15 protein-coding genes are annotated in these 17,611 nt (G+C 62.3%); 12 read left to right on the forward strand and 3 right to left on the reverse strand.

Annotated features, from left to right (window positions below):
* Window positions 1-3: 3 nt before the first annotated feature.
* The 3 genes from F3G95_RS07825 to F3G95_RS07835 all read right to left on the reverse strand — a co-directional run bounded on the left by F3G95_RS07825 (window position 4) and on the right by F3G95_RS07835 (window position 2,598).
* Window positions 4-849 carry a transporter substrate-binding domain-containing protein gene (locus tag F3G95_RS07825; protein ID WP_149794517.1) on the reverse strand — a complete coding sequence of 282 codons (846 nt, stop codon included), beginning with the start codon at window positions 847-849 and terminating at the stop codon, window positions 4-6.
* A gap of 237 nt (window positions 850-1,086) precedes the next feature.
* Complete coding sequence (locus F3G95_RS07830) at window positions 1,087-1,896, reverse strand: amino acid ABC transporter ATP-binding protein (RefSeq protein ID WP_149794518.1); 810 nt, start codon at window positions 1,894-1,896, stop codon at window positions 1,087-1,089.
* 18 nt (window positions 1,897-1,914) lie between these two features.
* Complete coding sequence (locus tag F3G95_RS07835) at window positions 1,915-2,598, reverse strand: amino acid ABC transporter permease (protein ID WP_149794519.1); 684 nt, start codon at window positions 2,596-2,598, stop codon at window positions 1,915-1,917.
* 338 nt (window positions 2,599-2,936) lie between these two features.
* Between F3G95_RS07835 and F3G95_RS07840 the strand changes: the two genes are divergently transcribed.
* The 12 genes from F3G95_RS07840 to F3G95_RS07895 all read left to right on the forward strand — a co-directional run bounded on the left by F3G95_RS07840 (window position 2,937) and on the right by F3G95_RS07895 (window position 17,610).
* Window positions 2,937-3,962 carry an NAD(P)H-dependent glycerol-3-phosphate dehydrogenase gene (locus F3G95_RS07840; RefSeq protein ID WP_149794520.1) on the forward strand — a complete coding sequence of 342 codons (1,026 nt, stop codon included), beginning with the start codon at window positions 2,937-2,939 and terminating at the stop codon, window positions 3,960-3,962.
* An 18-nt stretch (window positions 3,963-3,980) separates the two neighbouring features.
* Window positions 3,981-4,766 (forward strand): zinc dependent phospholipase C family protein, encoded by a 786-nt coding sequence (locus F3G95_RS07845; protein WP_149794521.1) that lies wholly within the window; start codon window positions 3,981-3,983, stop codon window positions 4,764-4,766.
* Window positions 4,767-4,778: 12 nt separating this feature from the next.
* Complete coding sequence (locus tag F3G95_RS07850) at window positions 4,779-6,032, forward strand: MFS transporter (RefSeq protein ID WP_149794522.1); 1,254 nt, start codon at window positions 4,779-4,781, stop codon at window positions 6,030-6,032.
* Between the two features lie 144 nt (window positions 6,033-6,176).
* Complete coding sequence (locus F3G95_RS07855) at window positions 6,177-8,933, forward strand: insulinase family protein (RefSeq protein WP_149794523.1); 2,757 nt, start codon at window positions 6,177-6,179, stop codon at window positions 8,931-8,933.
* Window positions 8,934-9,161: 228 nt separating this feature from the next.
* Window positions 9,162-9,446 (forward strand): chemotaxis protein, encoded by a 285-nt coding sequence (locus tag F3G95_RS07860; protein ID WP_149794524.1) that lies wholly within the window; start codon window positions 9,162-9,164, stop codon window positions 9,444-9,446.
* The gene (locus F3G95_RS07865; RefSeq protein ID WP_149794525.1) at window positions 9,443-10,891 is read left to right on the forward strand and encodes a terminase family protein; all 1,449 of its coding nucleotides are present in this window, start codon (window positions 9,443-9,445) and stop codon (window positions 10,889-10,891) included. The genes F3G95_RS07860 and F3G95_RS07865 overlap by 4 nt, the downstream gene beginning before the upstream one ends.
* Window positions 10,892-11,179: 288 nt before the next feature.
* Window positions 11,180-12,952, forward strand: a complete 1,773-nt coding sequence (locus tag F3G95_RS07870; RefSeq protein WP_149794526.1) for a hypothetical protein — start codon at window positions 11,180-11,182, stop codon at window positions 12,950-12,952.
* The gene (locus F3G95_RS07875) at window positions 12,949-13,896 is read left to right on the forward strand and encodes a ribosomal-processing cysteine protease Prp (protein ID WP_149794527.1); all 948 of its coding nucleotides are present in this window, start codon (window positions 12,949-12,951) and stop codon (window positions 13,894-13,896) included. The genes F3G95_RS07870 and F3G95_RS07875 overlap by 4 nt, the downstream gene beginning before the upstream one ends.
* A gap of 94 nt (window positions 13,897-13,990) precedes the next feature.
* The gene (locus F3G95_RS07880; RefSeq protein WP_243130329.1) at window positions 13,991-15,010 is read left to right on the forward strand and encodes a N4-gp56 family major capsid protein; all 1,020 of its coding nucleotides are present in this window, start codon (window positions 13,991-13,993) and stop codon (window positions 15,008-15,010) included.
* Between the two features lie 21 nt (window positions 15,011-15,031).
* Complete coding sequence (locus F3G95_RS07885; RefSeq protein WP_015565805.1) at window positions 15,032-15,247, forward strand: hypothetical protein; 216 nt, start codon at window positions 15,032-15,034, stop codon at window positions 15,245-15,247.
* 83 nt (window positions 15,248-15,330) lie between these two features.
* Window positions 15,331-15,714, forward strand: a complete 384-nt coding sequence (locus F3G95_RS07890) for a hypothetical protein (protein WP_149794528.1) — start codon at window positions 15,331-15,333, stop codon at window positions 15,712-15,714.
* Window positions 15,715-15,726: 12 nt separating this feature from the next.
* On the forward strand, window positions 15,727-17,610 hold the full coding sequence (locus F3G95_RS07895) for a hypothetical protein (RefSeq protein ID WP_149794529.1): 1,884 nt from the start codon (window positions 15,727-15,729) through the stop codon (window positions 17,608-17,610).
* The last annotated feature ends 1 nt before the right edge of the window (window position 17,611 follow it).

Here is a 17,611-nt window from a genome sequence, read left to right on the forward strand (position 1 = left end):
AAGTTAATTCTCGGAAGAAATATCCTGACCGAAATATTTCTCGCTCAGCTCCTTGAGGGTGCCGTCAGCGCGCAGCTCGTCGATGGCGCTGTTGAGGGCGTCGAGGAAGGAAGAGTCTTCGCTCTTGACGATAGGGATCGCAACGTGAGAAGCATCTTCGGTCTGGGCGACCAGCTTGAAGTCGGCGTCCGGATGGACATTCAGGTAGTCGTAGAAGGAGACGTTGGCGTTCAGGGTGGCGTCGATGCGGCCAGCGGTCAGCAGCTGGATGGTCTCTTCCAGCGTGTCGATGCCCTGGACGGTCGCGCCGTAGCTCTCGGCCAGCTCCATGTAGGTGGAAGCGAGGCTGTTGGCCGTGGTCTTGCCGGCGAGGTCCTCGAAGCTCTTGATGTCCTCGTTATCCTTGCGGACGGCGAGGGCGGTGTGGATGTAGCCGTAGGGAGTGGTGAAGTCGTAGGTCTTGGCGCGCTCTTCGGTGACTTCGACGCCGTTGCAGACGAGGTCGTAGCGGCCAGCGTCCAGACCGGCGAACAGGCTGTCCCAGTCGCTCTCGACGTACTCGGGCTCGACGCCCAGCTTCTCGGCAATGGCACGGGAGACTTCGACGTCGTAGCCCACGAGGGTGTCGCTCTCATCGTGGAAGCTCCAGGGCTGCCATGCGCCTTCCAGCGCGATGACCAGCTTGCCGTTGGACTGGATGGTCTCCAGCTTGTTGGCGGCAGCAGCGGAAGCAGAAGCAGCGGTACTGGAAGCAGTGGAGGCGGAAGTGTTGGAAGAGCAGCCAGCCAGCGAGAGAACACCGGCAGCGGCCATGACGCTCATAAGAGAAATAAAGGTTCTGCGTTTCATAGGGGATGATCCTTTCTGTAGTAAAACAAACTTGGGAAAAGCAGGAGAAGGCTCTCCCTTTGGGAGAGCTGGCGCGTGAGCGCCTGAGAGGGCAAGGACGCTGATGTAGAAGCATAAGTGCGGCGATAGTATCGCTCTGACAAAGAGCCTGCATATCGCTGTGCGGTAACTCGGTCACAGGCGGCTTGCCCTCTCCGTCATTGCTTTGCAATGCCACCTCTCCCAAAGGGAGAGGCTTTAGGCTTCCGTATGGGAGATTTTCTGCAAAAACTCACGGGTCCTTGCCTCTTTGGGATGGGCGAAGAACTCCTGCGAGGGGGCTTCCTCGACCACGACGCCGTTTTCCATGAAGACGGTGCGGGACGAGACGTTGCGGGCAAAGCCCATCTCATGGGTGACGACCAGCATGGTCATGCCCTCCTGTGCCAGCTGCCGCATGACGGCCAGCACCTCGCCGGTCAATTCCGGGTCGAGGGCGCTGGTGGGCTCGTCGAAATAGATGATCTCGGGGCCGGAGGCAAGAGCGCGGGCGATGGCCACGCGCTGCTGCTGACCGCCCGACAGCTGACGGGGGTAGTAGTCGGCCCGGTCGGCGAGGCCGACTTTTTCCAGCATCTTCATGCCGACGGCATCAGCCTCCGCTTTGGGCATCCTCCGGGCGACGATGAGGCCCTCGGTGACGTTCTGCAGGGCCGTTTTGTTGCGGAAGAGGTCGTAGTTCTGGAAGACGAATGCCGTCTTGCGGCGCAGCCGCGCGATGCTGGCGCGGTCGGCGTGGGCGAGGTCGAAGGTCTCGCCGTCGAAGGTGAGCTGGCCTGCGTCCGCCGTCTCAAGAAAGTTGAGACAACGCAGCAGGGTGGTCTTGCCTGAGCCGGAAGGGCCGAGGATGGCCACGACGTCGCCCTTTTCCACCGTCAAATCGACGCCGCGCAGCACGTCCAGACTGCTGGTCGGCTTGGGGGGGCGGCCAAAGATGCCGGGATGGACGCCGGGCTTTGCGTAAGTATGGAAGGATTTGTGGACGCCGCGTATCTCTAACATTGCCATAACAGCCGCACTCCTTTCTTACTGGAAGCCGTGGGCGTTGAGCTGGCGCTCCAGCAGCCCTTGCAGCTTGGTGATGACGGTACAGAACAGCAGATACACCACAGCCACCTCACAGTAGATGGGCAGGAAGATGTAGGTGCGGGCGGCGACGCGCTGGCCGGCCATGAACAGCTCCGCTACCGTGATGTTGGAGGCCAGAGAGGTGTCCTTGATCATGCCGATGAGGGAGTTGGAGAGGGCAGGCACGGCGGTACGCAGGGCCTGCGGCAGCACGATGCGGCGCATGATCTGCCACCAGCTCATGCCGACGCAGCAGCCGGCTTCCAGCTGGCCCTGCGGCACGCTCTCGAGTGCGCCGCGCATGGTCTCGGCGCAGTATGCACCCTCGTTGAAGGCGAAGGCGATGACTGCCGCCGGGAAAGCGTCCAGCATGATGCCCACGCTGGGCAGGCCGTAAAAGATGATGAAAAGCTGCACCAGCAGCGGCGTGCCGCGGATGACCCAGATGTAGAACCGGGCCAGCTGGCTCAGCACCGGCACTTTGGCGTACTGCACCAGCGCCACGGCCACCGCCAGCACCATCGCCAGGGTGAACGAGACGAGGGTGAGGGGGATGGTCATGGTGAGGCCCGCCGAGAGGATGCGGGGAAGAGCCTCCCAGAGCACGCTGACGGTGCGGTTGGATAAGAGTGTTTCCAGCATGGATACTCCTTTTTCAAAATTTGAATAAACAGACAGGACAAGTGGGTGGACATATTATATACCTTAAAGCAGGGTCGAAGTCAAGAGGAAAAAATGAAAATCCTACAAAACCTACCAGAATACTATAACATGATTTGGAAATGAACGCAAATGGTTTCGAAAAATTGCATGGTATAGACGAAATGGACGAAAAACAGGTGCTGACTTTGTGCAGAACGGCAGAGTAGTTGACGCGGCAGAAGCTTTCGGGTACAATAGAGCTGTATAGACCTGTAAAGGTACAAACAGGCCGCACGCCCCGCCAGACGGGAGCGCGGCGGATACGGAGGACAAACGTGATGAAACGTATTGGTATTCTGGGCGCTGGCACCTGGGGCATGGCCCTTGCACGGATGCTGACTGTGAGCGGGAATGATGTGCTGGTGTGGTCGGCCATCGAGAAGGAGATCGACAACCTTTCCACCACCCGCAAGCATCCCAACCTGCCGCAGATGAAGATCCCCGACGAGCTGCGGTTCACCAAGAGCATCGAGGAAGTCTGCAAGGACAAGGACATCCTGCTGTTCGCAGTGCCGTCGGTGTTCGTCCGCTCCACGGCGGCAAAGGCCCGGCCCTATGTGGCCGACGGCCAGATCATCGTGGACGTGGCAAAGGGCATCGAGCCCGACACCCTGTACACCATGACCGAGATCCTGGCCGATGAGCTGGGCAAGGAGGGCGGCCCGAAGGGCGTGCGCCTTGTGGCCCTGTCCGGCCCCACCCACGCCGAGGAAGTGGCCATCGACCTGCCCACCACCATCGTGTCGGCCAGCAAGGATATGGAGGCCGCTGCCTATGTGCAGGAGGTCTTCACCAACAATGTCATGCGCGTCTACACCAACGAGGACATCAAGGGTGTAGAGCTGAGCGGCGCCATGAAGAACGTCATCGCGCTGGGCGTCGGCATCTCCACCGGCCTCGGCTACGGCGATAATGCCCGCGCTGCCCTCATCACCCGCGGCATCGCCGAGATCGCCCGTCTGGGCGTGGCGATGGGCTGCAATGTCCACACTTTCGCAGGTCTGGCCGGCATCGGCGACCTCATCGTGACGGCTACCAGTATGCACAGCCGCAACAACCGCGCCGGTATCCTCATCGGCAAGGGCGAGACCCCGGAAAATGCCGTCAAGGAAGTCGGCATGGTGGTCGAGGGCATGAACGCCCTGCCCGCTGCGCTGGAACTGGCCGAGCGGTATCAGGTGGAAATGCCCATCGTCCAGACCGTCAACGCCATCGTCAACAAGGGCATGAGTGCGGCAGAGGCTGTCAGGTCCCTGATGGAGCGCGGCCTGAAGAACGAGCTGCCGCAGGGCTACGAAAAATAAACGAAAAGGGGCGGTATCATGCCTTCTACCTACGCACACCGCCGCTTTGGTGCGGATGTTCTGGCCCTGCTGCCGGACGGTCTGCGCGCGACGCTGGAACAGCACCGGGAGCTTTACGACATGGGTCTCCACGGGCCGGACCTGATGTTTTATTACAAGGCCCTGCAGTCGAACCCGGTGAACCGTCTGGGCAACGCCATGCACGAGCAGAAGGGCGAGGTGTTTTTCACCCGCGCCCGCACCGTGGTGGAAAATGCAGCGGATAAAAGCGCCGCACTGGCTTATGCGCTGGGCTTTGTCTGCCACTTCGCGCTGGACAGCACCTGTCACCCTTATGTGGAGGCCTATGTCCGGGAGAGCGGTGTGGGACACTGCGAGATCGAGACGGAGTTTGACAACGCCCTGATGCGGGAAGACGGCCTCGACCCCATAAAGTTCTTCACGGCCAGCCATATCAAGCCCAGCCGGGAGCGGGCCGAGGTCATCGCGCCCTTCTACGAGGGCGTCACGGTGGACGAGACGCTGGCGGCGATGAAGGGGATGATAACGGTGCATCATCTTTTGCAGGCGGCGAACCCCGTCAAGCGCTGGGTGGTGCTGACCGGGATGCGCGTCGCGGGCAAGTATGAGTTCATGCACGGCCTTGTAGCAAACCCGCAGCCGAACCCCAAATGCGTCCAGAGCAGCCAGAAGCTCGAAGAGCTGTATAAAACGGCTGTGCCGCTGGCGGTAAGGCTCATCGAAGAGTATGCAGAGAACAAGCCGCTTGGGGCGGAGTATCAGCATACGTTTGGGGAGAACTGAGAGGAGCACCGGATGGAAAAGAGCGGTAAATTCCGCCTGACGAGCTTGGAGCGGAACTGGATCCTGTACGACGTGGGCAACTCGGCCTTTGTGCTGATGGTGGCCACCCTTATCCCCATTTTCTTCAACGCGCTGGCAGAAGCCGGGGGCCTGAGCTCGGTGGAGTATCTGGCTTACTGGGGCTATGCCAGCTCGGCTGTGACCGTCATCACGGCTGTTTTGAGCCCCATTTTGGGAACAGTGGCCGATACGAAGGGCTTCAAGAAGCCTATCTTCATACTCTGCGTCTTCGTGGGCATCGTGGGCTGCTGCGCCATGGGCGCGGCGTCGGCGTGGCTGCCGTTTCTGGTCATCTTCGTCATTGCGAAGGTGGGCTTTTCGGGCAGCCTGGTGTTCTACGACTCGATGCTCAGCGACGTGACCACTCCCGAGCGGATGGACGAAGTGTCCAGCCGGGGCTATGCGTGGGGATACATCGGCAGCTGCGTGCCCTTCGTGGTCTGTCTCGGCCTTGTGCTGGGGGCGGGGAGCATCGGCATCAGCCAGATGACGGCGCTGAATCTGGCACTCCTGCTGACGGCGGCGTGGTGGCTGCTCACGACCCTGCCGCTGCTGAAAAGTTATAAACAGCTCCACTATGTGGAGGTGGAAAAGCACGCTGTCCGGCAGAGTTTTGCCCGCATCGGCCATACCCTGCGGCATCTGCCGGAGGATAAGCAGGTGTTCTGGTTTTTGCTGGCGTTCTTCTGCTACATCGACGGCGTGTACACCATTATCGACATGGCGACGGCCTACGGCACGGCGCTGGGTCTGGACACCACCGGCCTTTTGCTGGCACTTCTTGTGACCCAGATCGTGGCGTTCCCGTCGGCCCTCATCTTTGGGCGGCTGTCGAACAAGTACCCCTCGGCAAAGCTCATCCCGGTGTGCATCGCGGCCTACGCGGGCATCGCGGTGTTTGCGTTTTTCCTGACCCGGCAGTGGCAGTTCTGGGTGCTGGCCGTCATCGTGGGCATGTTCCAGGGCGGCGTACAGGCGCTCAGCCGCTCCCACTTTGCAAAGATCATCCCGCCGGAAAAGTCGGGCGAATACTTTGGCCTCTTCGACATCTGCGGCAAGGGCGCATCCTTCCTCGGCACCATGATCGTCAGCGTGGGAAGCCAGCTCACCGGCAGCGCCAATGTGGGCGTCGGCTCCCTCATCGTGCTGTTCATCGTGGGATTCGTGCTGTTCAGGGTGTCGTGCCGTCAGGGTGAGACAGTGTAAATCGTTTTGACCTCTGCTTTGTCTTCGGACAGGGCAGAGTTTTTTGTTTACCAGCGAGTTATGATTCACAAACCATTCATTGTGTTTTGGCGGGTAGGATGATACAATAGAATCAAAATCCAGAAAATACAAAGGAGCAAGACCATGAAACAATATCCCGGCTACACCCTCGTCAAGCACGAGGACTGCCCCGAACAGCACGGAACGCTGACCGTGCTGACCCATGACGTCAGCGGGGCGGCTGTCCTGCTGGTGGAAAACGACGACGACAACAAGGCCTTCGGCATCGGCTTCGGCACCTTCCCCTCCGACGACACCGGCGTGTTCCACATCCTCGAGCACTCGGTGCTGGCAGGCAGCGAGAAGTACCCGGTGAAGTCGCCGTTTTTGCAGCTGCTCAAGAGCAGCATGGCGTCCTTCCTGAACGCCATGACCTTCCCGGACAAGACGGTGTATCCCTTCGCTACCCCCAACGAGACGGACTTCAAGAACCTGATGGACGTCTATCTCAACGCGGTGTTCTGCCCGCTGGCCATGGTGGACAAGGGCGTGTTCGAGCAGGAGGGCTGGCACCGGGACGAAGACGGCACGGTGAGCGGCGTCGTCTACAACGAGATGCAGGGGGCGCTGGCGACGCCGGACGCACAGCTGCAGAACGCTCTGAGCCGGGCAATGTTCCCGGATACGGCTTACGGCTTCGTCTCCGGCGGCGACCCGGCGTCCATTCCGGCGCTGACCTATGAGAAGTATGTGCGGGTCTACCGCCGCCACTACAGTGCCGACAACTGCTGCATCACCCTCTACGGCAAGATGGACATGGCCGAGAAGCTGGCCTTCCTCGACGAGCAGTATCTGAGCCGTATGCCCAAGAGCGCCAGCCGCCCCCGCCTGACGGTGCAGGACGAGCAGGTCGGTGCGAAGCGGAATATCCCGTACTATACCGAGAAGCCGGAGCCGGACGAGGCTCAGTGTGCGCTGGCGTGGTACACCGGTGCGTTCAGCGACCGGGAGCGCCAGCTGGGCGTGGAGATCCTGCTGGACGCCCTGCTGGGGACGAACCAGGCGCCTCTGAAAGCCGCCCTGCTGGAAGAAAAACTGGGCGCGGACATCGACGTGGGCTTCGATGACAGCACGCTGCAGCCGACCCTGGAGCTTGTGCTGCGGGGCGCGACGGAAGAGTCAGCGGGCAAATTTGCCGCCGCCGTGCGCAAGGCCGTGGACGGCATCCTCGAAAAGGGCATCCCCGAGGAGCTTCTGATGGCAAGCCTCAACTCCACCGAGTTCGCTTCCCTTGAGCGGCCAGGCAGTATCCCGGACGGCGTGCTGGACGCCATCAATGCATCTACAGGCTGGCTCCACACCGGCGACCCGGTCCTGCTGCTCCACACGAACGCTCTGTTCGCTTCCCTGCGTGAGAAGCTGGAACAGGGCTGGTTCAATGAGCTGCTGCGGGAGCTGTTCGCGCCTGCGCCGGTGGAGATCATCCAGGTGCCGACCCTGCCCAGGAAAGAGGAAGAGGGGCGCGCCGCCCGCACCGACGGCAAGCTGGTGCTGGACCATCCGCTGACAGCCGCCGACCTCGGCGAGGGCAAAAAGCAGACCCCGGGCAGCAAGGAGCTGCTGACGGGTGCAGAACTGCTGCACCACCCCTCGGCAGGCAATACCTACCTGTACCTTTACTATGATCTGGGCGGCATGGCACCGGAAGACATGTCCTGCCTGCATCTGCTCACGGATGTCATGGATGAGCTGGACACCGAAAAGCACACGGCCCGGGAACTGAACACTCTGCGGAACACCTGGCTGGGAAGCAGTGGTGCGTGGATGGACTGCTGGACGGGACGGCAGGAAGGCCGACCCTGCCACGCCAAGCTCATCGTGGGGATGAGTATGCTGGAACGCAGCCTCGAAAAGGCTGTGGAGCTGGGCAGCGAGTGGCTGTATGAGACAACGTTCAGCGGCCCGCAGGCCGAAGCTGCGATGGAGCGGGTGGCAAGCCAGCAGAAGCTGCTCATGGAGCAGAAGTTCCTGCGGGAGGGCCACGCCTTCGCCGCCATGCGGGCGGCGGCACATTTCTCGGTGGAATCCGCACTGAGTGAGCGCTGCAACGGCGTGAGCTACTACCACTATCTCTGTGAGCTGCTGGAAAAGGCCGACTGGACCGCTCTGGGCAAAAAGATGGAAGAGCTGTGGAAAAGCGTGCTGAAAAAGAACGCCCTGACCGTCAGCCTCCACGGCAGCGACGCGGCGCTGGATACCCTGAAAAAGCTTCTGCCGGGCAGTGCCTTCGCGGCAGAAAAGCGCGGAGAGGCAAAGCCCTACACGGAGGAGCTGACAGCTCCGGTGAACGAGGCCTTCATCATCGACGGCGGCGTGAACTACGATGTGCTGGTCTGGCCCATGGAGCGGCGGTTGGAGCGGAAGGTGCTGGCCCGGGTGATGAGCTACGAGTATCTGTGGCACAACATCCGCGAGGTGGGCGGCGCGTATGGTACCGGCATGGTGACCCAGAACGACGGCACCGAATATCTCTACACCTACCGCGACCCGCACCTGAAAGAAAGCTATGAGACTTTCGCAAAGGGGCCGACAGAACTGGCAGGCCGCGACTACACCGAGAAGGACATGAACGAGTTCATCGTGGGCGCAGCAGCAAAGCTGGACACCCCGCGCAAGCCCCGGGAAGAGGCTGCGTCTACCGACTGCAAATATTTCTGCGGCATCACCGACGAGATGACTGCCGCCGAGCGCAAGAGCCTGTGCAGTGTGGATGCTGCCGCCCTCAAGGCCGAGGCGGCGGACCTGTCGGCCCGGATGGAGAAGGGCGTGAGGGTGGTCTTCGGCAGCAAGGAGGCTGTGGAGGCCGCAAAGGAGCTGTTTGACCGGGTGGAGACCCTGTAAAAATACGCAGAGAGTCTCCCGGAGACTTTGCGCAGAAAATTGAGTGAAAGATCCCCTGTCTGTGGAAAAGAACACAGGCAGGGGATTTTTGCTGCTCTGAGATATTACTTACAGGATAAAATATGCGGTAAAATACGAACTTGATGGAAAAAAGTATGTACTCCTGCGGCGGAGAAAAGTGTGGTATCCTTTTGCCAGCGACAGAACGAAAGGAAGTGAGAACGCGGGATGGGGCAGGAAAAGCAGGCTGCGGCCAAGGGGCTGGAAAGTCTCCGGAAAGCCACCGACACCCTGAGCACCATGCTGGCGCAGGAGGTGAAAGATTTGAACGCCCGCCAGCGCACGGCCCGCAGAGAGAACAGCACCGACCCCGGCATCATGAAGGGACTGAAAGAAGCGACTGCCGTGCTGAAAGATCTGGCGGGCGTGTCGAAGACCCTGAACGACCAGGGCGTGGACGCAGAAGGGCGGGAATGCGGTGTGGTGCTGCTGCCGCCGGTGGAGGATGTATGACGACAGAAAACAAGAATGCGGGCGTCGTGTGGAGGCCTCAGCCGAGGCAGATGGAATTTATGCGGAGGCCGGAGCCGGAAGCACTTTACGGCGGCGCGGCAGGCGGCGGTAAGAGCGACGCCCTCGTCATCGAGGCGCTGCGGCAGGTACATATCCCGCACTACCGGGCGCTCATCCTCCGCAAGACCTATCCGCAGCTTTCCGACCTCGTGGACAAGAGTCAAAGCTATTACCGCCGGGCCTTCCCGGAGGCGCAGTACAACGCCACGAGCCATGTGTGGGTCTTCCCCAGCGGGGCAAAAATTTACTTCGGCTCGATGCAGTACACCAAAGACCGGACGAACTATCAGGGCAAAGCCTTCGATTTCATCGGGTTCGACGAGCTGACCCACTTCGAGTGGGAGGAGTACAGCTACATGATGAGCCGCAACCGCCCCACCGGCCCCGGCACCCGGGTGTATCTGCGGGCCACCACCAACCCCGGCGGGGTGGGCCACGGCTGGGTGAAGGCGCGGTTCATCACGCCCGCCCCGCCCGGCACCCCCATCGTGGAGGAATACCCGGTGCGGATGCCGGACGGCACCGAAAAGGTGCTGCGGCGGGCGCGGGGGTTCATCCCGTCCAGCATCTTCGATAACCCAGCCCTTCTGGGAAATGACCCGGACTATCTGGCCAGCCTTGCGGCCATGCCGGAGGCCGAAAAGCAGGCGCTGCTCTACGGCAGCTGGGACAGCTTTTCGGGGCAGGTGTTCACCGAGTGGCGGAACGACCCGAACCACTACCAAGACCAGCGCTGGACCCACGTCATCGCGCCGTTCACCATCCCGAAGCACTGGAAAATCTACCGGGGATACGATTTCGGCTTTTCGAAGCCGTTCTCGGTGGGGTGGTACGCGGCGGACGAGGAAGGGCGGCTCTACCGCATCAAGGAGCTGTACGGCTGCACCGGACGCCCCAACGAGGGTCTGCGCATCGACCCGGTGGAGCAGGCACGGCGCATCCGGGAGGCCGAGCAGAACGACCCGGTGCTCCGGGGCAGAGTCATTCAGGGCATCGCCGACCCGGCCATCTTCGACGAGAGCCGGGGCGAGAGCATCGCCGCCATGATGGAGCGAGGGCCGAACTTTCTGCACTGGATGCCCGGCGACCACACCCGTCTGGCGGGCAAGATGCAGATGCACTACCGGCTGAATTTTGACGGTGAGGGCAGGCCGATGCTGCAGGTGTTCAATACCTGCAAGCACTTCATCCGCACCATCCCGAACCTTGTGTACGACGAGAGCAATGTGGAGGACATCGACACCCGGCAGGAAGACCACATCTACGATGAGTGCCGCTATGTGCTGATGGAAAATCCCATCTCGCCGCCCCGGCATACATCGGCCCCGCCGGTGCTGGATGACCCGCTGGAGCTGCATCGGAAGGCGAAATTTCTGAGGGTGTAAAGGCTCTCCCTTTGGGAGAGCTGGCGAGCGAATGCGAGACTGAGAGGGCGAGGATGCTGACGGCGAAGTACAGACCCGACGATAGTATCACTCTGACAAAGGGGCTGCCTATCACTGTGCGGCGGCTCTCGGGAGACAGGCTTTCCCTCTCCGTCACCTGCGGTGACACCTCTCCCAAAGGGAGAGGCATTGGCAGGCCGGTCAACTTTGTGTGAGACGGAAAAAGCCCGATGGGGCGTGAAAGACAAAGCCCTGCAACAGAGGGCAGGAAGGAGAAAAACGAATACTATGGATGAAGCAACAAAACTGCCCATCGGGCCGGAAGAGGTGGCTGAGGCTGCGCAGATCTTGCAGCGGTACAAGGCGGGCAAGGCCGCGCTGGACAAGCGCCTGGTGGACAACGAACTGTGGTTCCGGATGGGACACTGGAAGAACTACCAGAACCCCATGATGGAGGGCAAACCCCAGCCGTCCAGCGGCTGGTTGTTCAACTCCATCGCCAACAAGCATGCCGACGCGATGGACAACTACCCCAGTCCCAACGTCCTGCCCCGTGCCGAGGACGACGAGGCAGCGGCACAGGCGCTTTCCAGCGTGCTGCCCGTGGTGCTGGAACAGGCGGACTATGAGCAGGTGTACAGCGACACCTGGTGGCGCAAGCTCAAGCAGGGGACCGGAGTCAAAGGCGTGTTCTGGGATTCGGAGCAGCGGGGCGGTGTGGGCGAGATCGCCATCCGACCCATGAACCTGCTGATGCTCTACTGGGAGCCGGGCGTGGACGATATTCAGGCGTCGCCCCACTTTTTCTCGCTGAGTCTGACCGACACGGCTCAGCTGGAAAGCCGCTGGCCCCAGCTGGCCGGACACACTGCCAGCGTGCTGGACGTGCCGCATTACATCCACGACGGCGGCCTTGATACCAGCGACAAGAGCGTCGTGGTGGACTGGTACTACAAAAAGCTTTCCCCCGAGGGCAGGAGCATCCTGCACTACTGCAAGTTCTGCAATGGCGTGGTGCTCTACGCCAGCGAGAACGACCCGGCGCTGGCCGAAAGAGGCTTCTACGACCACGGCAAGTATCCCTTTGTGTTCGACGCGCTGTTCATGGAAGAGGACAGCCCGGCGGGCTTCGGGTACATCGATGTGATGAAGGAGTGCCAGACCGCCATCGACAAGATGAACCACGCCATGGACGAGAACGTCCTGCTCTCGTCCCGCCAGCGGTATGTGCTGAGCGACACGGCGGGCGTCAATGAGGAAGAGCTGACGGACCTGTCGCGGGACATCATCCATGTGGTGGGGCGGCTGAACGACGACAGCTTCCGGCCGTTGCAGACGGCGGGTCTGCAGGGCAACAGCCTGAGCTACCGCAACAGCCGCATCGAGGAGCTGAAGGAGATCAGCGGAAACCGCGACATGACCCAGGGCGGCACCGCAGGCGGCGTGACGGCAGCTTCGGCCATCGCGGCCTTGCAGGAGGCGGGTTCGAAGCTCAGCCGGGATATGCTCAAGAGCGCTTACAGGGCATTTGCCAAAGAGTGCTGCCTTATCATTGAGCTGATGAGGCAGTTCTACGACGAGGAGCGCATCTTCCGCATCACCGGCAAGAGCGGCGAGAGCGAGTTCGTCCGCTTTTCGGGCCAGGTGCTCCGCGCCCAGCCTGCAAGAGTCGTGGGCGGCGTGGAGCTGGGCAGTCATGAGCCGGTGTTCGACATCGTGGTGAGTGCGGAGAAAAAGTCCACCTTCTCCCGCCTGTCGCAGAACGAGACGGCCAAGGAGTGCTATCAGCTGGGCTTTTTCGCCCCGGCCAACGCCGACGCCGCGCTGGCGGCGCTGGAAATGATGGACTTTGAGGGCATCGAAAAGGTTCGCCAGCGGGTGCGCCAGAACGGCACCCTCGCCCAGCAGCTGGCACAGATGCAGGCCCAGATGGCCCAGCTGACGGGTCTGCTGGAAGTGCAGAAAAAGTCCGAAGCCCCCAAGCTCAGCGGCCCGGCACAGGAGCTGAGCACGGCCGCGATGGCGAGGGCGATGAAGACGCAGAAAGGAGAAATGAGATGATAAAAGTAAACTACACCGAGCTGGACGGCCCGGCAGGCCCCACCTGCCGGCTGGAAGCTTCGGGCCACGCGGGCTATGCCCCCGCCGGGCAGGACATCGTGTGTGCGGGGGCCAGCACCCTGATGCAGACCCTCTGCGCCCTGCTGGCGGGCGAGGAAGGCACCAGGAGCGGCGTGTGGGACGAGCCGGACGGCCCGCGTCTGGCCGTGACGGCGGCAGCACCCCAGAAACCGTGGGTGGAGGGGGCGTTCGAATTTGCAAAGGCGGGCTTTGCCCTGCTGGCAGAACGCTACCCGGACAATGTCCGCTTCGCCGATTTGAGCGGACGGGGAGAACAGTCGATGGTGGATCTGCAGCTCTTTGCCTCGGAGGGCGGCGATGCCGCCGCCCCCTCCGCTCCTGCCCTCAGCCATGCACAGGCTCAGCAGGCCATCGCCTCCGGGACTATGAAGGCGGATGAGGGCCGGGAAGCTTCGGATGTGCCGACACCGGCGGCAGTGCAGGAGCCGGAAGAGCGTCCTGCACCGCCCGAACGCCCTGCGCCGCTGCCGCCCGTCCCGGGCCTGAGAGAGGGCGCGAACACCGTCCGCGCCCTCCACGCCCGCTGGGCGGCGGAAGAGGCGATGCTTCGCCGGGACGTGCCGGATTTTTCGCTCAAGCAGGAGCTGGCGAACCCCGAGATGCGCCGCCTGATGGAGCTGCCCGGGATGCGGATGGGTGACGCCTATCGTCTGGCCCACTACAACGACGCTCTGCGTCAGACCGCCCAGACCGTGGAGCAGGGCGTCGTGGAGCGCATCCGCCAGCGTTCGGCCCGCCCGGCGGAAAACGGTACCAGCCCCGGCGGTGCGGCCATCACCCGGGCCGATGTGGCCAGCATGACCCGCGCCCAGCGTGAGGCACTGGAACGCCGTGCGATGCACGGGGTGAAGATCAGTTTTTAACCTCTCACCGCGTCGGTCTGACTTCGTCAGCGCCTCGCGAAGCTCCCCTAATAGGGGAGCCAAGAATCGATGAATAACAGAAAGGACAAATGACATGAAAAGCTACAACCTGAAGATGAACCTCCAGCTCTTTGCCGACCCTTCTGCCAGCCTGCAGAACACCACCGGCACCATGACCAACGAGATGAAGACCTTCTACGAGAAGCGCCTTATCGACCAGGCAGAGCCCCGTCTGGTGCATGACCAGTTCGCGGACTACTATCCCGTACCCCAGAACGGCGGCAAGACCATTGAGTTCCGCAAGTACGACAGCCTGCCCAAGGCCGATACCCCGCTGACCGAGGGCGTGACTCCCAACGGCCAGACCCTGAACGTGACCACCATCACCAGCGACCTGCACCAGTACGGCGGCTGGACTCCGCTCACCGATGTGCTGCAGATGACGGCCATCGACAACAATGTGGTACAGGCCACCCGCGTTCTGGCAAGCCAGGCGGGCCGCACCATGGACAGCATCACCCGCGATGTGCTGGCCGGCGGCACCAACGTCATCTATGCGCCGAAGCTTTCCGCAGACGGCACCGAGACTGCCGTCACCAGCCGCAAGGCGCTGGACAAGAGCTGCACCCTGACCCCGAAGCTGTTCTTCCAGGCGGCGGCACAGCTGGGCGCGATGAACGCTGACCCCATCGGCGACAGCTACATCGCCATCATCCATCCCTACGCCGCCTACGACCTCAAGACCTGCAAGGAGTTCATCGAGGCCCACAAGTACGCCGACCCCGACACCATGTACCGCGGCGAGATCGGCAAGCTGGGCAACATCCGCTTCATCGAGACCAGCGAGGCAAAGATCTGGAAGGACGCTACCTGTCCGGTGGGTCTGGCCGTCTTCGGCACCCTCGTGCTGGGCGCCCACGCCTACGGCGTCACCGAGCTGGAGGGCGGCGGCCTGGAGCACATCGTCAAGCAGCTGGGCTACGGCGACGATCCGCTGAACCAGCGCGCCTCTGTGGGCTGGAAGGGTATGCGCGCCGCCGAGCGTCTGGTGGAGCAGTACATGGTGCGCATCGAGAGCGTGTCCAGCTATTCCACCACTGCGGCGGCAAACTGAGCCAGCCGGAAAGGAGAAGCTATGGCAGAAAAGAAGAATGTCCGCATCCGGCTGTTCAAGGACAACAGCCGGTACAAGGGCGATCTGTTCGTGAGCGTCAACGGCGTGAACTACAAGATCCGCCGGGGCGTGGAGGTGGAAGTGCCGCCTGAGGTGGCCGAGGTGCTGGAACACAGCCAGCAGCAGGACGAGTACACCGCCGCCCGCATCGCTGCGGCAGAGACTGCGGCCCAGTAAAATAAGACAACGCGGCCCGACAGAAACGGCGGAGAAGGCCGCTTCTGCCGGGCCTTTTTGGAAAAAGCGAAAGGAGGCTTTTTATGACGGTAGGAGAAGCGATGGAACGGGCCGAAGAGCTGCGCCCGGGCAGCCGTGTCGCGGCCCGCACCCGGCAGCGCTGGCTGTGCGAGGTGGACGGGATGCTGCGGGAGAAATTTTTCCGGCCCAGCAGCGCCGACAGCCGGGAGGGCGTGGGCGCGGACATTGCGTGGGACAACGGTCTGCGGGATGACGACGTGCTGCTGGTGCCGCCGCCCTTCGACAGCCTGTACCCGCACTATCTGTGCGCCATGACGGACGCCGCGCTGGGCGAGAACGACCGGTACGCCGGTGAGCAGGCCCAGTACAACAGCATCTTAGCCGAACTGGCCGCGTGGCTGCGGCGGAAGAATCTGCCCGCCCGGGGCTGCAGCTGGCGCTGGTAAGGAGGGAGAAAGATGATACTTTCGAACCGGAACGGCCTGAAAAACACCCGGAATATGCTGCGGGTGTTCGGCGGGCTGAACGAGACGTACAGCTGCACCGAGGCAGAGTACAGCGCGGGCATCAACTTTTCGGCCCGGAATTTCCCGGCCCTGAGCACCCGTCTGCCCCGGCGGAAGCTGCGGGAGGAAGCAGACCTGAACGGGATGTATCACCTGAACGGCCTGTTGACCGTCTGCGGCAGAGACCTCGTCTACACGCCGGACGACACGGATGAGATGGAAGTGACCCTGAAAGACGCCGTGGAGAACGGAAAGAAAACGCTGGTGGGCATCGGGACGAAGATCCTGATCTTCCCGGACAAGCTGGCTTTCGACACTGCCAGCCGGAAGGTGAGCGCTCTGGGCGCGGTGTGGTCGGGCAAAAATACCAGCGTGGAGTTTGCACCCTGCGACGCGGAAGGCAAGGTCTACGAGGTGAGCGGCTGCGGCCCTGCTGAACCCGACAAGCCGACGGACGGTCAGCTTTTCCTGCGGGTGGAAGACCCGGAAAAGCCATGGAGCAGCGAGAGCACGCTGGAAGTATATAGTAAGGCGTCCGGCAACTGGTCGGCGGTGGTGCTGGACTACTGCCGCATCTCGGCAAAGGGGGTGGGGACAGACTTTGCGGCAGAGGACACTGTGACCCTCACCGGCTCTGCAGCGGAGCAGGCCGGGCAGTGGAACGAGCTGGACGGCGACCGCATCGTCTACGACGCCGGCGCAGATACTCTGCGCGTCAAGGCCGACCCGGGCGGCGAGTGGTTCTATGGCCGTCTGACCCGCACCGGCGCAGCGGTAAGATGGGTGAGTCTGGACGGCAGCGTCAGCCGGGAGTTCGTCTCGGCAGAGGTGGTGGAGCTGGAACGCCGGGTGCCGGACATGGACTACCTGACCGAGTGCGACAACCGGGTGTGGGGATGCTCCAACAAGGAAAACGTCATCTACGCCTGCAAGCTGGGCGACCCCACCAACTGGTTCTCCTACCGGGGCATTGCCGCCGACAGCTATGCCGTGACCGTGGGCAGCGACGGGGCATTTACCGGCGCGGCTACCTGTATGGGATACGCGCTTTTCTTCAAGGAAAACACCCTTCACAAGCTTTACGGCTCCAAGCCCTCGGATTTCCAGCTCAGCAGCCTGCGCTGCCGGGGCGTGGCAAAGGGCGCTGCCCGGAGCCTCTGCGTCATCAACGAGACGCTTTATTATCTCTCGCCCGACGGCGTGATGGCCTGGGACGGCAGCATCCCCACCAAAGTCTCGACGGCCCTCGACCCGGCCCGGCTGCGGAACGTGAAGTCGGCGCTGGGCGGCGCGCTGGACGGGCGGTATTATCTGCACCTCGTGCGGGGCAGCGGCGAAGCCCAGGCCGTGCGGCTGCTGGTCTACGACACCGAACGGGGGCTCTGGCAGGAGGAAGATGTCTGCTCCTACGAGATGGCCGGAAGCGGCGGGCAGCTCTATCTCTGGGACGGAAAGGCCATCTGGGCCGCAGATGCAGACCGGGAGGAGAACTGGCAGCAGGCGGGCGGCATCGAGGACGGCGTGAGCTTCGAGCTCGTCAGCGGGAACATCGGGCTGGACGGCCCGGAAGAGCTGTATCTCTCCCGGCTGACGCTCCGGCTCGAGGCCGAGGTGAAGAGCTGCATCGAGGTGGCTGTGAGTTACGACAGCGGAGCGTGGGAGACACTGGCCCAGCTGACCGCCGACGGGCGGCGCTGCATCGATGTTCCGTTTGTGCCGAGGCGGTGCGGGAGCCTGCGGCTCCGGCTGAAGGGCAGAGGCCAGCTCACCCTGCGCAGCCTGACCCGGACGAGCGCCGCCGCGAAGGGCGGCATTCTGGCACAGGAGGTGAACTGAA

This window comes from Faecalibacterium sp. Marseille-P9312, assembly GCF_902497445.1.
GTDB classification, from domain to species: Bacteria; Bacillota; Clostridia; order Oscillospirales; family Ruminococcaceae; genus Faecalibacterium; species Faecalibacterium longum.

Bases quoted from the DNA above. Each gene is read 5' to 3' on its own strand.
- F3G95_RS07825 (WP_149794517.1), bottom strand. From the start codon at position 849: ATGAAACGCAGAACCTTTATTTCTCTTATGAGCGTCATGGCCGCTGCC.
- F3G95_RS07830 (WP_149794518.1), bottom strand. From the start codon at position 1,896: ATGGCAATGTTAGAGATACGCGGCGTCCACAAATCCTTCCATACTTAC.
- F3G95_RS07835 (WP_149794519.1), bottom strand. From the start codon at position 2,598: ATGCTGGAAACACTCTTATCCAACCGCACCGTCAGCGTGCTCTGGGAG.
- F3G95_RS07840 (WP_149794520.1), top strand. From the start codon at position 2,937: ATGAAACGTATTGGTATTCTGGGCGCTGGCACCTGGGGCATGGCCCTT.
- F3G95_RS07845 (WP_149794521.1), top strand. From the start codon at position 3,981: ATGCCTTCTACCTACGCACACCGCCGCTTTGGTGCGGATGTTCTGGCC.
- F3G95_RS07850 (WP_149794522.1), top strand. From the start codon at position 4,779: ATGGAAAAGAGCGGTAAATTCCGCCTGACGAGCTTGGAGCGGAACTGG.
- F3G95_RS07855 (WP_149794523.1), top strand. From the start codon at position 6,177: ATGAAACAATATCCCGGCTACACCCTCGTCAAGCACGAGGACTGCCCC.
- F3G95_RS07860 (WP_149794524.1), top strand. From the start codon at position 9,162: ATGGGGCAGGAAAAGCAGGCTGCGGCCAAGGGGCTGGAAAGTCTCCGG.
- F3G95_RS07865 (WP_149794525.1), top strand. From the start codon at position 9,443: ATGACGACAGAAAACAAGAATGCGGGCGTCGTGTGGAGGCCTCAGCCG.
- F3G95_RS07870 (WP_149794526.1), top strand. From the start codon at position 11,180: ATGGATGAAGCAACAAAACTGCCCATCGGGCCGGAAGAGGTGGCTGAG.
- F3G95_RS07875 (WP_149794527.1), top strand. From the start codon at position 12,949: ATGATAAAAGTAAACTACACCGAGCTGGACGGCCCGGCAGGCCCCACC.
- F3G95_RS07880 (WP_243130329.1), top strand. From the start codon at position 13,991: ATGAAAAGCTACAACCTGAAGATGAACCTCCAGCTCTTTGCCGACCCT.
- F3G95_RS07885 (WP_015565805.1), top strand. From the start codon at position 15,032: ATGGCAGAAAAGAAGAATGTCCGCATCCGGCTGTTCAAGGACAACAGC.
- F3G95_RS07890 (WP_149794528.1), top strand. From the start codon at position 15,331: ATGACGGTAGGAGAAGCGATGGAACGGGCCGAAGAGCTGCGCCCGGGC.
- F3G95_RS07895 (WP_149794529.1), top strand. From the start codon at position 15,727: ATGATACTTTCGAACCGGAACGGCCTGAAAAACACCCGGAATATGCTG.